Origin of the sequence: Halorientalis sp. LT38 (assembly GCF_037031225.1) — an archaeon.
In the GTDB taxonomy this organism is placed as follows: domain Archaea; phylum Halobacteriota; class Halobacteria; order Halobacteriales; family Haloarculaceae; genus Halorientalis; species Halorientalis halophila.
Genome location: NZ_JAYEZN010000001.1, coordinates 502,473 through 514,973, shown reverse-complemented (window position 1 = coordinate 514,973; position 12,501 = coordinate 502,473). Strand labels below are relative to the sequence as shown.

At 67.8% G+C, this 12,501-nt stretch carries 11 protein-coding genes; 4 read left to right on the top strand and 7 right to left on the bottom strand.

Annotation, left to right across the window (positions count from 1 at the left end; genetic code table 11):
• Positions 1 to 81 precede the first annotated feature (81 nt).
• The 6 genes from U5918_RS02725 to U5918_RS02700 all read right to left on the bottom strand — a co-directional run bounded on the left by U5918_RS02725 (position 82) and on the right by U5918_RS02700 (position 7,772).
• Complete coding sequence (locus U5918_RS02725) at positions 82 to 1,782, bottom strand: acyl-CoA mutase large subunit family protein (protein ID WP_335999293.1); 1,701 nt, start codon at positions 1,780 to 1,782, stop codon at positions 82 to 84.
• 48 nt (positions 1,783 to 1,830) lie between these two features.
• Positions 1,831 to 2,637, bottom strand: a complete 807-nt coding sequence (locus tag U5918_RS02720) for a CBS pair associated ParBc domain-containing protein (protein ID WP_335999291.1) — start codon at positions 2,635 to 2,637, stop codon at positions 1,831 to 1,833.
• A 64-nt stretch (positions 2,638 to 2,701) separates the two neighbouring features.
• Positions 2,702 to 4,300: a DHH family phosphoesterase gene (locus U5918_RS02715; protein WP_335999289.1), complete on the bottom strand. Its 1,599-nt coding sequence runs from the start codon at positions 4,298 to 4,300 to the stop codon at positions 2,702 to 2,704.
• Between the two features lie 69 nt (positions 4,301 to 4,369).
• Positions 4,370 to 4,798 carry an HTH-type transcriptional regulator LrpA1 gene (gene lrpA1 / locus U5918_RS02710; RefSeq protein ID WP_335999287.1) on the bottom strand — a complete coding sequence of 143 codons (429 nt, stop codon included), beginning with the start codon at positions 4,796 to 4,798 and terminating at the stop codon, positions 4,370 to 4,372.
• A 130-nt stretch (positions 4,799 to 4,928) separates the two neighbouring features.
• Positions 4,929 to 5,864, bottom strand: coding sequence for a thiamine pyrophosphate-dependent enzyme (locus tag U5918_RS02705; protein ID WP_335999286.1), 936 nt, complete (start codon positions 5,862 to 5,864; stop codon positions 4,929 to 4,931).
• Between the two features lie 3 nt (positions 5,865 to 5,867).
• Positions 5,868 to 7,772, bottom strand: a complete 1,905-nt coding sequence (locus tag U5918_RS02700; protein ID WP_335999284.1) for a 2-oxoacid:acceptor oxidoreductase subunit alpha — start codon at positions 7,770 to 7,772, stop codon at positions 5,868 to 5,870.
• Between the two features lie 214 nt (positions 7,773 to 7,986).
• Between U5918_RS02700 and U5918_RS02695 the strand changes: the two genes are divergently transcribed.
• The 4 genes from U5918_RS02695 (at position 7,987) to U5918_RS02680 (ending at position 11,229) form a co-directional block, all read left to right on the top strand.
• Positions 7,987 to 8,748 (top strand): DICT sensory domain-containing protein, encoded by a 762-nt coding sequence (locus U5918_RS02695; RefSeq protein WP_335999282.1) that lies wholly within the window; start codon positions 7,987 to 7,989, stop codon positions 8,746 to 8,748.
• A gap of 152 nt (positions 8,749 to 8,900) precedes the next feature.
• The gene (locus U5918_RS02690; RefSeq protein ID WP_335999280.1) at positions 8,901 to 9,836 is read left to right on the top strand and encodes an ABC transporter ATP-binding protein; all 936 of its coding nucleotides are present in this window, start codon (positions 8,901 to 8,903) and stop codon (positions 9,834 to 9,836) included.
• Positions 9,833 to 10,681, top strand: coding sequence for an ABC transporter permease subunit (locus tag U5918_RS02685; RefSeq protein ID WP_335999279.1), 849 nt, complete (start codon positions 9,833 to 9,835; stop codon positions 10,679 to 10,681). The genes U5918_RS02690 and U5918_RS02685 overlap by 4 nt, the downstream gene beginning before the upstream one ends.
• On the top strand, positions 10,678 to 11,229 hold the full coding sequence (locus U5918_RS02680) for a hypothetical protein (RefSeq protein WP_335999278.1): 552 nt from the start codon (positions 10,678 to 10,680) through the stop codon (positions 11,227 to 11,229). Before U5918_RS02685 ends, U5918_RS02680 begins: the two co-directional genes overlap by 4 nt.
• Before the next feature lie 4 nt (positions 11,230 to 11,233).
• Here U5918_RS02680 and U5918_RS02675 read toward each other — a convergent pair whose 3' ends face one another.
• The gene (locus tag U5918_RS02675; RefSeq protein WP_335999277.1) at positions 11,234 to 12,382 is read right to left on the bottom strand and encodes an acyl-CoA dehydrogenase family protein; all 1,149 of its coding nucleotides are present in this window, start codon (positions 12,380 to 12,382) and stop codon (positions 11,234 to 11,236) included.
• Between the last annotated feature and the right edge of the window lie 119 nt (positions 12,383 to 12,501).

Sequence of the window (12,501 nt, the reverse complement as noted above, 5' to 3'; positions counted from 1 at the left end):
GCTCACGTCTTCCGGAAGGCGGACTGCGAGCATCAATGTACTGGATCCTTCAGTTCCTCGAGGACGTTGGCGAGGCCACGGTCAGGCCAGGCTGGCGGTCTCCTGGTAGGCGCCGTAGTGCTCCTCGAAGACGCCCATGATCTCGCCCATCGTGGCGTAGGCTTTCACCGCGGTCACGATCGGCGGCATCACGTTCCCGCCGGCCTCGACGGTCTCTCGCAGGTCGTCGAGGGCGTCGGCGACCGCCTCGTCGTCGCGCTCGTCCTTCACCGTCGCCAGGCGTTCACGCTGGCGTGACTGGGTGGTCTCGTCCACGCGCAACAGGTCGGGGGAGGTGTCTTCGGCGACGGTGTACTCGTTGACGCCGACGACGACCTCCTCGCCCGAATCGACCCGTTCCTGATACTCGTAGGCCGCGTCCCCGATCTCGCGGTGGAAGTAGCCGTCGGTGATGCCCGTCAGGACGCCGTCCCTGACCGAGCCGTCGCCCATCTCCTTGATCTCCTCGAGGTACGCCATCGTCTCCGCCTCCACCTCGTTCGTGAGCGCCTCGATGGCGAAGCTGCCGCCCATCGGATCGACGGTGTCGGCCGCGCCGGACTCCTCGGCGATGATCTGCTGGGTCCGCAGCGCCACCCGCACCGCCTCCTCGCTGGGCAGGGCCAGCGCCTCGTCGAAGCTGTTGGTGTGGAGGCTCTGGCTCCCCCCGAGCACGCCCGCGAGCGCCTGGATCGTCACCCGGACGACGTTTGTCAGCGGCTGCTGGGCCGTAAGCGACTGCCCCGCCGTCTGTGTGTGGAACTTCAGCCGTTTCGCGGCGTCGGTCTCGGCGCCGTACCACTCGTCCATCAGGGTGGCGTAGATCCGGCGGCCCGCGCGGAACTTCGCGACCTCCTCGAAGATGGAGTTGTGGGAGTTGAAGAAGAAGGACAACTGGGGGCCGAAGTCGTCGACGTCCAGCCCGCGGTCCAGACAGTCCTCGACGTAGGCGAACCCGTCGGCGAGGGTGAAGGCCAGTTCCTGGACGGCCGTCGACCCTGCTTCGCGGATGTGGTAGCCCGAGACGGAGACGGGTTTGAACTTCGGCGTCTGGTCGACGGCGAACTCGATCACGTCGGTGACGACCGAGAGGGACGGTTCCGGCGGGACGACCCACTCCTTCTGCGCGATGAACTCCTTGAGCATGTCGTTCTGGAGGGTGCCCCGGAGCTCTTCGCGGGGGACGCCCTGGCGGTCCGCGAGCGCGAGGTACATCGCGTAGACCACCGGCGCGCTCGGGTTGATCGTGAAGGAGGTCGAGACCTCGTCGAGGTCGATGCCGTCGAAGAGGATCTCCATGTCCCGCAGGGTGTCGACGGCGACGCCCTCGCGGCCGACCTCCCCGTCGGACATCGGGTCGTCGCTGTCCAGTCCCATCAGGCTCGGCATGTCGAAGGCCACCGACAGGCCGGTCTGGCCCTCGCCGATCAGGTAGTGAAAGCGCTCGTTGGTCTCCTCGGCGGTGCCGAAGCCGGCGAACTGGCGCATCGTCCAGGTCCGCCCGCGGTACATCGTCGGGTAGACGCCCCGTGTGTAGGGCTCCTCGCCGGGGAACCCCAGGTCCTCGTCGTAGTCGAGGTCGGCCACGTCGGCAGGGGTGTAGAGGCGGTCGATTTCGTGGTTCGAGACCGTCGCGAATCGGTCCCGGCGCTCGCCGTGGCGGTCCAGCACCGGGTCGAGCGTCTCGTCGGCCCACGACTCGCGCCCCTCACGGATAGCCGCGAGGTCCTCGTCGTCGTACATGCCAGTCACTTACACGCGGGGAGCGCTTAACGGTTCGGCCGGCGCCGGTCAGGCGCTCTCGTCTTGCAGGCGTTTGGTCGTCTCGACGAGCGGGTGGTGGGCGTACTCGACCTCCTCGATGTCGTCGATGGACTCGAGGTCCTCCTTTTCGGCGGTCTTGGCCATCCCGAGGTCGACGCGCTCGTCGATCACGATGACGTAGGCGTCCATCTCCTCGATCCCGAGGCTGTCGGCGGCCTTCACGCGGTGGTGGCCGTCGGCCAGCAGGAACTCCCCGTCGTTGTCGATGACGACGAGCGGTTCGGCCAGGCCCCGCTCCAGTTCGTAGCGCCGGCCCTCGAGTTCGTCCGCGTAGACGCGACTCTGGGTGGGCGTGAGCTTCTCCAGGGACACGTCGCGGCGGTCTTCGCTGGCCTCGATGCCGTGGATGCTCTCGAGGGTGCGCTGGAGTTTCTCGACCTTGCCGGGCGTCGCGCGCTCGATCTGGCTGCGGATCACGTCGGCGTTGCTGATGATCCCCACGAGGTTGCCGGCGTCGTCGACGACGGGGAGGCGCTGGATGCCCGACCGGAGGATCACGCGCCCGGCGTCGTTGAGCTTCATGTCGGGGTGGGCGACCAGCAGGTCCTGGGTCATGACCTTGAAGATGGGCTCGTGATCGCCGGCCAGGAGGAGGTCGCGGGCGCTGACGAACCCCTCGACGTGCCGGCCGTCGCAGACCGGGAATCCGCTGTGGGTGTCGTCGCTCTCGGCGATCCGGCGGGCGACGGCCTCGACGCGCTCGTCCGGCGAGACGGTCACCACGTCCCTCGTCATGTAGTCTCTGACGCGTGGCTTCGCGTCCTCGGAATCCATTACCCGTGACATCTCCCCCGGCGGTGAAAACCCCTTCGTCGAGCCCCGCGTCTCGCCCCCTCGCTCACCAGCCCGTCTCGCCCTCGGTGAACGACCCGCCCAGCCGCAGCCCCGACCGCTCGCCCGGCGGACGCTCGCGGATCGCCTCGAAGAACCGCTCGGCGACGAACTCCTCGATGTCGCGGTCGATCGCCGCCGCCGTCAGGTGGCCGTCCCCGTCGGAACCGGCGTCCTCTGCCTCGGTTTCGACCGCCTCGTCGTCCCGATACGTCTCCTCGCCCGCCGACTCGGCATCGCTCGCGGCGTCGCTCGACTCGACGGCGGTCTCGCTCGCCGGGTCGAGCGCGGTGTCGGTCACCGGGATCTGCGCGCCGGCCATGTCGGCGTGACCGCCGGCGCTGCCGATCTGGTCGAACGCCGAGCGGAGCGTCTCCCCCAGGTCGAGGTCGGTCCCGCGGGCGCGTCCGGAGACGTAGACCACGCCGTCCATCAGCCCGTAGACGACGGTCGCCTGGATTCCCTCGAGGTCGAGCAGGCGGTCGGCCGCCTGCGCCAGCGCGTCGCGATCCGTTAGCTCGCCGACGAAGCTGGTCAGGACCGGGCCGCGTCGGTCGCGGTTGCCGATGGCGCGGGCGATGGTCTCGAAGGTGTCCCCGCTGATCGACGGCGACTCGATGCGATCGAGCGCGCCCATGTCCGCCGCGGAGACGATCGCCGCCGCGGCCTCGAAGTCCGCCGTCGACACCTCGCGGCTGAAGTCGTTGGTGTCGACCCGGATGCCGAAGAGCAGTCCCGTCGCGACGGTCCCCTCGATCGGGATGCCGAAACTGTCGAGGTACTGCACGAGCAGCGTGCTCGTCGCACCGACGTTGCTCCGGAGGTCGACGAACCCCGCGTCGACCGGTGCGCGCGGCGGGTGGTGGTCGATCACGATGTCGACCGGCGTGTCTTCGGGGAGCTGGTCGTTGACCCCCGGTCGGGAGTGGTCGACCAGCGCGAACCCGCCGTACGCCGAGAGGTCCGCGTCCGGTTCCAGCTGGGTCAGGTCGAACTCGAGCAGGTTGACGAACGCGCGGTTCTCCTGGTGGGAGATCTGGCCGTAGTAACACACCTCGGCCTCGACGCCGAGCGTCGCGGCGACGTGCTTGAGCGCCACGGCGCTGGCGATGGCGTCCGGATCGGGGTTGTCGTGCGTGACGATGGCGAGCGGTTCCTCGACGTCCCAGAACGCCTGTCGGAGCTGGCGGACCTCGAGCCCGTCGTCGCCGATCCGTCGGTCGAGGAACTCGGCCGTCGCCGCGCCCGGCTCGACCAGCGTGTCGGCGAGCGCTCGCAGGGCGGCGAGGACCGCCTCGTCGGGGTCGAGCCCGGCGAACGCGAACAGCATCGCGTCGGGGACGGCCTCGGCGGCCACCTCGGCCCGGCGTCGGTTCTCGGCCGGCTGGTCGCCCGCGACGACGATCGTGTCCGCCTCGGCCCCGTGTTCGCTGAGCGCGGCGGCGTCGATCTCCGCGACGTGGGTCGCCGGGACGCCGGCCTCGCGCAGGCGCTCGACGCGGCGCTCGCTCTCCTCGAGGACTGTCAGCTCGCCCGGCCGATCAACGAGCGCGGCCACGAGGTCCTGGCCGACCGACCCACACCCCACGACCAGCCGGGTATCCATGTCACCCCCTCGCGGGCGAGCGGGTAAAAGCTCTTATTTCGCGAGCGATCCGGTCCACGGCGAGCGCGGTCACTTCAGCCGTTCCTGGAGGAAAGAGGGGTGTGCGGCCGCGACGCCGTCCCGCGAGACGATCTGTTCGTTGATGACGTCCCCGAGGGCGTCGCCGTCGGCGGCGTGGACCTCCGCCATCAGCATGTGGTCGCCGCTCGAGGTGTAGAGGGACTCGATCTCGGGGACCTGCTTGAGTTCGCGGGTGACCTCGACGTAGCGTTCGCTCTCGACGTCGATCCCCACCTGCGCGATGGACTTGGAGGCGAGTTTCTTCGGATCCACGTCGGCGGAGTAGCCCACGATGACACCCTCGTCTTCGAGTTTCTGGACGTACTTGCGAACCGTGGGCTTCGAGACGTCGGCCCGCTCGGCTATCTCGGCGTAGGAGGCCTGGGCGTCCTCTTCGAGGACGGACAGGATTCGCTCCTCCGTGGACTCAACTGCCATACCGGATAGTTTTGCGTCCGAGAAAAAATATCTTCCGAACCCGCAAACGGGACGAACGAGACGAAAGGTTCGTGTCACGAACCGAAAGCGCAACCAATCTGCAACCACCGCGACCGCGCTCCCGACGCGGTCAGCGGTGGTGGTGGAGCAGGTCGGCCGACCGCTCCCACTCGGCGTCCTCGTCGAGGTAGCGCTCCGCGAGCGGCTCCTCGGGCATCTCCTCGGTGGCGCGCTTCTCCTCGCCGTAGGACGGGCGCTCGCTGTCCACGTAGAACCGTCCTGTGAGGACCTCGCCCTCGTGGAGTCGGGACTCGGCCTCGTACATGGCGTCGGCGGCCTCACGGCGATCTGTCACGTCGAAGTCGAACTCGTCGTCGTCCTGGACGTCGGTGTAGGGGACGTACTGTTTGGCGTCCTTGTTCCAAGTCGGACACTGGGTCAGGAAGTCGACGTGGGCGAACCCGTCGTGTTCCATCGCCTCGACCAGGATCTCCTTCGCCTGGTTGGGGTTGACCGCCGCCGTGCGCGCGATGTACGACGACCCGGAGGCCAGCGACAGCGACATGGGCCGGACGGGGTCCTTGGCGCTGCCGTGGGGCTGGGTCTTGGATTTGTGCCCCTTCGGGCTGGTGGGGGAGGTCTGCCCCTTCGTGAGCCCGAAGATCTCGTTGTTGAACACTATGTAGGTCATGTCGTGGTTCTCCCGGGCGGTGTGCATGAAGTGGTTGCCGCCGATCCCGTAGCCGTCGCCGTCGCCACCGGCGGCGATGACCTCGAGGCCGGGGTTTGCCAGTTTGGCCGCGCGGGCGACCGGGAGCGACCGGCCGTGGATGGAGTGGAAGCCGTAGCTCTCGAAGTAGGAGGAGAGCTTGCCCGAACAGCCGATGCCGGTCACCAGCAGGGTCTCGTCGGGGGTGCGGCCGATCTCGGGCATGGCCTGCTTCAGCGCCTTCAGGACGCCGAAGTCGCCACAGCCCGGACACCACGTCGCCTGGGGTTCGATCCCGGGTGTGAACTCGTCGCGGTCGATCTCGCGGTCCTCGCCGATTGCTGAGAATACACTCATTGGTTAATCACCTGCCGCTGGGACGAATTTGGTGCCCTCCGGTACCGACGCCTCTTGAGAGACGATCCGCTCGAAGCCGTCGACGACCTCGTGGGGCTCGAACGACTCGCCGTTGTACTTCAGGAGGCTGTTGAGCTTCGGTCCGAACCGGCCCAGTTCCCGCTGGACCAGGCCCCGGAACTGCGCCGAGGCGTTCATCTCGACGACCATACAGGACTCCACCGACTCCAGGAAGGCCGCGACCTCGGACTCGGGGAACGGCATGAGGTCGGAGACGCCGAGGGCCTTCACGGACTCGCCGGCGTCGTTCAACTGGTCGACGGCCTCGAAGACGGTGTCCTGCTGGCTGCCCCACACGAGCAGGCCGTACTCCGCATCTTCGGGGCCGTACTGCGTCTGGTGGGAGCTCTCGGCGTCGTCCAGTTCGCCCCGGATGGCGTCGAGTTTGCGCATCCGGCGGTCCATCTGGGCGACGCGGTTGGTCGGGCTCTCGCTGATGTGGCCCTCGGGCGTGTGCTCGTTGCCGGAGGCCAGGAAGCGCCCGTCCTTCTGGCCGGGAATCGAGCGCGGGCTGACGCCGTTCTCGGCGCCGTGCTGGTAGCGCTTGAACTTCCCCGACTCGTGGTGAGCGGCCTCGCTGATCTCCGCCTCGGTGAGGACGCTCCCGGGGTCGGTGTTCGGCTCCCGGTCGAAGAATGACTCGTCGGCGTTGCGCATCTCGCCGGAGAGCTTCTGGTCGATGACCACGACGGCCGGGAGCTGGTAGTCGTAGGCCAGCCGGAAGGCCGCGCGGGTCTGCTCGTAACACTCCGTGACGTTCGCGGGGGCGAACACGACCCGACAGGAGTCGCCCTGACTCGTGTAGAGGACGTGTTCGAGGTCGCCCTGTTCGGGTTTGGTGGGCATCCCCGTCGAGGGGCCGGCCCGCATCGCCTCGAGCAGGACGATCGGCGTCTCGGTCATCTCGGCCAGTCCGAGCGGCTCGGACATCAGCGCGAACCCGCCGCCGGAAGAGCCTGACATCGACTTGACGCCGGCGTGGGACGCGCCGACCGCGAGCGCGGCGGCCGCGATCTCGTCTTCGACCTGTTCTGCGATGCCGCCGAACTTCGGCAGGTGCTGGGAGAGGATCGTGAACACGTCCGTCCACGGCGTCATCGGGTAGCCGGCGATGAACCGGCAGCCCTCGTCGATGGCCGCGTAGGCCACGGCGTTGCTCCCGGACATGAGCACCTGCTGTTCGTCGTGGTCGCCCGTCGGGACACGCAGGTCGTGGTCGAACTCGTAGTCCTCGCGCACGGTGTCGTATGCCCGTTCGAGGATCTCCAGGTTCGCCTCGAGCACGTCGCCGGTCATGGCGTCCTCCATCAGGGCCTCGATGTGTTCGAGGTCCATGTCGAGTAGCGCGGCGGTCGCGCCGACGCCGGCCGTGTTGCGCATGACCTCGCGCCCGTGCTCGCGGGCGAGGCCGCGCAGGTCGAGGGGGAAGACGTGCCAGTCGTTCTCCTCGGCGCGGGCCTCGAGGTCGATGTCCGCCCGTTCGAGCGTCTCCTCGTCCAGCAGTCCCTCGTCGTAGACGATGATCCCGCCCTCGTTGAGGTCGTCGAGGTTCTCGGAGAGGGGTTTGATCTCCTCGTTACCGTACACCGTGTTCGCGTCTGCCTGGGGGTTCCGGGCGAAGCTGTCGCCCAGCGCCAGCAGGAAGTTGAACCCGTCGCCGCGCGACCGGACCGGCTCCGAGTCGGCCCGTACCTCGACGTACGTGTGGCCACCCCTGATCCGTGAGGGGTAGTGTCGATGTGTGAATACGTCTAGTCCCGCGCGCATCAGTGCCTTGGCGAAGTTCTGGCTGGTGGAATCGATCCCGTCACCGGACCCGCCAGCGATGCGCCACATCAGGTCTGTCATGATAAATCGGTGGCCGAATCGGCCGCCCTAGCGGGAAAACGGCCCGCCTCGACAAAAGGGTTTGCGACCCGTTACCATATATTAATCATGACAGTGGATAGGATATACCACGGTCGTTCGTCGGGAACCGGATCGGGGTTTCCTCGGCCGCTGGCTTCGCCGTCGCTGGCGCACAAACGATTTACGCGGCGAGGCCCTGGCCAACACCGACCCAATGTCCCTCTCGGAACTCATCGCCGGGGTCGAGGACTACGAGAAGACGCTGACGGTCTTCAACGCGGACTCGGACGTGGTCGCGGCGTTTCGCGAGCGGTTCGCGGACCGGAACGTGACGGTCGAGCGGGAGTCGACGCCCAGCGGCAAGCCCGGCGAGTTCGTCACCCTCAGCGAGGACGGCGAGGTGGTGACGGCCACGAGCATCACCGACCTCGAACGGATGATGGCCGACGAACACGGCACGATCGGCCTCTCGGACAGCCCCTACCGGCCGATCCTGGACCATCTGGACGAGACCATGTTCACCTCCTGGAGCATCGACCAGATGGTCGCCGCCTCCCGGGAGATCGAGGACCGCGCCTGGCGCGTCGGCGATGGATCGCTCCACGCGGGCTTTCAGTACCTCTCGACGCTGCGCGGCGAGCTCTCGGTGTACGAGCGCCTGGCCTCGAAGAACCTCGACGTCCACGCCTACGCCACGCCGGACGAGGACCCGCCGGCCACCGGTGGCTTCACCTTGCACCTCGAACGGGCGCAGGAGATCGAACGCTGCTGGTTCGTCGTGTTCGACGGCGGCGCGTCCGCGACGACTGGGGGGATCGACGAGGCCGGCGACCGCGACGCCGACGACGCGAAGTGCGCGCTGGTCGCCGAGGAGCGCGAACCGCGCGAATTCTACGGGTTCTGGACCTACGACCCCGATACTGTGGACTGGATCGTCGACTACCTCGAGTCGACCTACGGCGTCCTCGAGCAGTGACCTGTGCCGTCGGGACGGACCGGAAACCATATCGGGGCCGCCGAACGTGTCGGTTCTATGGACGGTTCCCTGTCCAGCGACGCCCCTCCAGCCGACTCGACCGCGATTACGCCGCCCCGTCCCGAACCCGGTGACCGGGAGGTGGGCTGCCCGTGACGGTGATCGAGACGGACGGCCTGACCAAGCGCTTCGGCGACGTCGACGCCGTCGTCGACCTCGACCTCTCGGTCGGCGAGGGCGAGGTGTTCGGCTTCCTCGGCCCGAACGGCGCGGGGAAGTCGACGACGATCAACCTCCTGCTCGACTACATCCGGCCCACGAGCGGCCGCGTCGAGGTGTTCGGCATCGACGCCCAGGAACACCCGGCGCGGATCCGCGAACGCGTCGGCGTCCTCCCCGAGGGCTACGGGTTCAACGACCCGCTGACCGGCCGGGAGTATCTCGAATGGGCGATTCGGACGAAAGACGCCGCCGACGACCCCGACGAAAAACTCGACCTGGTGAGCCTGACCGACGACGCGGACCGGCTGGCCAAGAGCTACTCGAAGGGGATGCAACAGCGCCTGGCGTTCGCGATGGCGCTCGTCGGTGACCCGGACCTGTTGCTCCTCGACGAGCCCTCGACCGGCCTCGACCCCAACGGGGTCCAGGACATGCGCGAGATCGTCAGGGAGCAGGCCGCCGCCGGCACGACGGTCTTTTTCTCCAGTCACCACCTCGCCGAGGTCGAGGCGGTCTGTGACCGCGTCGGCGTGATGAACGAGGGCGAACTGGTCGCGCTCGACTCCATCGAGGGCCTCCGGCGGGACGCCGGCGGTCACGCCACGATCGACCTCGAGTGCGCCGAGCCGCCCACGGACCTCGGCGTCGAGACGCTCGACGGCGTCGTCGACGTGACCGTCGAGGACCACAGGCTTAGGGTCACCTGCGCGGATCCCGCGCGGAAGGTCGACGTGGTCACACACGTCGCGGACCGGGCCGAGGTCGTTGACGTGCTCTCCTCGACGGTGTCGCTCGAGACGCTGTTCAACGAGCTGACAAACGGCGGTCGCGGCGAGGACGAGGCCGCGGCGGAGGTGGTCCAGTGAGCCTCCAGAGCGTCGTCGGGAAGGACGTCACGAGCGTCCGGCGCTCTCGTGCCCTCTGGGGCGTCGCGACGGTCCTCGCGCTGCTCGCGGCGCTGGTGGTGTACTCGAAGGTCGGCTTCGGCGTCGCCCCTCAGCGCGAGGCACAGGACGCCTACGGGCTGCTAGTCGGCGTGATCGGCGTCCTGTTGCCAGCGGTCGCACTGGTCGCCAGCTACATGTCGATCGCCGGCGAGCGCGAGAGCGGCGGGATCAAGTTCCTCCTCGCCTTTCCGAACACCCGCCGGGACGTCTTCGTCGGGAAACTGCTTAGCCGTCTGGCCGTGGTCACGGTCGGCCTCGGGTTCATGTTCCTGGCCGCGACGAGTATCATCGCCGCCAAGTACGGCACCGTCCCGCTCGGCGTCGCGATCGGCGTGTTCGCCGTCTCGCTGCTCTACTGCTGGGTGTTCGTCGGGCTCGCGGTGGCCTTCTCCGCGTCGGTGGCGAGCCGGAGCCAGGCCGTCGCGGCGGCCGTCGGGTCCTACTTCATCTTGGTGATCCTCAACACAATCTTCGGGTTCTCCCGGGTGGTCAGCCTGGTCCACGATACGGTGCTGGGGATGGAGCCGAACCCGCACCTCTACGACGCCGTCGATTACCTCAGTCCCTACACCGCCTACCAGAAGGCGATCCATCTCGTGCTCCCCGAGGAGATCCAGCGACCGGTGTTCAGACGCAGCCTGGAGGCGTCGAGCGACCTGCCGACGTACCTCACCGACGAGTTCGCGCTCGTCGTCTTCGCCGCGTGGCTGGCGATTCCGCTTTTCCTGGGCTACGTCCGCTTCGAGCGGAGTGATCTGCAGTGATCGATCGCTCTATCGTCTCGACCGCGCTGCTCGTGCTCGCGGCCATACTGTTGCTCGCCCCCGCTATCGCGCCGGTCCAGCCCGTGCTCTATCACGACCTGCGGGGGACGACGCTCGCGAACGAGACCCAACTCGAAACCGAGGGGATCGAGGTGATCGCCTACGAGAACCTCTCGGATCGCGGACAGCGGTACTACGAGGCGACGTTGCGGAACGGCGGGCAATACGTCGTTTCGGGCGGGGCCGGTGCCGAGGAGTTCGACTATCCGGCCGAACTCGAGAGCGACGACGACGGCGTTCGCCGGCGGACGTCGCTGGGCGCCGTCGCGATCGAACGACCGACGGACTCGAATCTGCCGGAGAGCGAACAGCGGGGGCCGCGCGGCGGCGCCCGGGACGATCCGCAGATGCGGACCCAGTACGATCTAATGAGTACCCGGACCGACGAACCGCCGCTGGGTGATACCGGCAACCTGACCCGCCTGCTGTCGGTCCTGGCCGGCGTGCTCGCGCTGGGGACCGGCGGTTACCTGCGGTCGAAGCCCTGACCGGTCACCACTGGCCGTAGATCAGGTTCCGCTGGATCTCGTTCGCGCCCTCGTAGATCACCGGGATGCGGACGTCCCGATAGACCCGCGAGATGCGGTTCTCGGTCAGGACGGAGCGCCCGCCGTGGAGTTGCATCCCGCGTTCGGCGCACATCGTCGCCGTCTCCGTGGACTTCACCTTCGCCTGGGCCGCCCAGAAGCCGGCCCGGTCGTCCGATTCGACCTTCTCGGCGGCGCGCCAGTTGAGCGACCGGGCGGCCTCGAACTCCGTGCGCATGTCCGCGAGGACGTGCTGGACCTTCTGGAACTCGCTGACGTCCCGCCCGAAGGCCTGCCGGCCGTGGACGAAGTCGTAGGCTTCCTCGATCGCTGCCGCCGCGAGGCCGAGGCCGTGGCCGCCGACGACGACGCGCCCGTGGTTGAAGAAGTCCGCGAGCATGTAGAAGCCGGTCCCCTCGGTGCCGATGAGGTGGTCCTCGGGGATCCGGGCGTCGTTCAGTTCGACGTGGGCCTGCTTGGAGGCGCGAAAGCCCATCTTCTCGGGGATGTGCTCGGCCTCGTAGCCGTCGATATCGGTGGGGACGACGAACAGGGAGAAGTTGCCGTACCGATTGTCCTCGTCGTCGCCGGTGCGGGCGTACAGCGTCACCCAGTCGGCCTCGACGCCGTTGCCGATCCAGTACTTCTCGCCGTTCAGCACCCACTCGTCGCCCTCCTTCTCCGCGCGGGTCTGCATCCCCGCGAGGTCGCTGCCGGTCTCGGGTTCGGAGACGGCGAGTCCGGAGATCTGGTCGTTCTCGCCGACCGGCCGGAGGAACTCCTCTTTCTGGCCCTCCTCGCCGTACTCCTCGAGGATGGCCGCCCCGAAACTCGCAAGCTGGAGGGTCAGCGCGATCCCTGCGTCCGCGCGGTAGAACTCCTCTGCGATCGCCAGCACCTCTTCTAGCGAGAACCCGCGTCCACCATACTCCTCGCTCACGTCCTGGGCGACCAGGCCGGCGTCCATGCCGGCTTCGAGCACCTCCCAGGGGTAGTCGCCGGACTCGTAGTACTCCGCCGCGACCGGTTCGATGTGCTCGGCCGCGAACTCCCGCGCCTCCTGTTTCACGTCACGGGCACTCTCGGGGACCACGTCCTCCGTAAGCAGGTCCATGACCACGAGTTAACGAGGCTTCCAGTTCCAAAAGGGATGTGGAATATTGTAAATTCAAAACGGGGTTGTCGTTTATACTCGAAACGCTGATCTGTCGGGTCACGTGAACTGGCGGCTCG

Bases quoted from the DNA above. Each gene is read 5' to 3' on its own strand.
- U5918_RS02725 (WP_335999293.1), bottom strand. From the start codon at position 1,782: ATGTACGACGACGAGGACCTCGCGGCTATCCGTGAGGGGCGCGAGTCG.
- U5918_RS02720 (WP_335999291.1), bottom strand. From the start codon at position 2,637: ATGGATTCCGAGGACGCGAAGCCACGCGTCAGAGACTACATGACGAGG.
- U5918_RS02715 (WP_335999289.1), bottom strand. From the start codon at position 4,300: ATGGATACCCGGCTGGTCGTGGGGTGTGGGTCGGTCGGCCAGGACCTC.
- lrpA1 (WP_335999287.1), bottom strand. From the start codon at position 4,798: ATGGCAGTTGAGTCCACGGAGGAGCGAATCCTGTCCGTCCTCGAAGAG.
- U5918_RS02705 (WP_335999286.1), bottom strand. From the start codon at position 5,864: ATGAGTGTATTCTCAGCAATCGGCGAGGACCGCGAGATCGACCGCGAC.
- U5918_RS02700 (WP_335999284.1), bottom strand. From the start codon at position 7,772: ATGACAGACCTGATGTGGCGCATCGCTGGCGGGTCCGGTGACGGGATC.
- U5918_RS02695 (WP_335999282.1), top strand. From the start codon at position 7,987: ATGTCCCTCTCGGAACTCATCGCCGGGGTCGAGGACTACGAGAAGACG.
- U5918_RS02675 (WP_335999277.1), bottom strand. From the start codon at position 12,382: ATGGACCTGCTTACGGAGGACGTGGTCCCCGAGAGTGCCCGTGACGTG.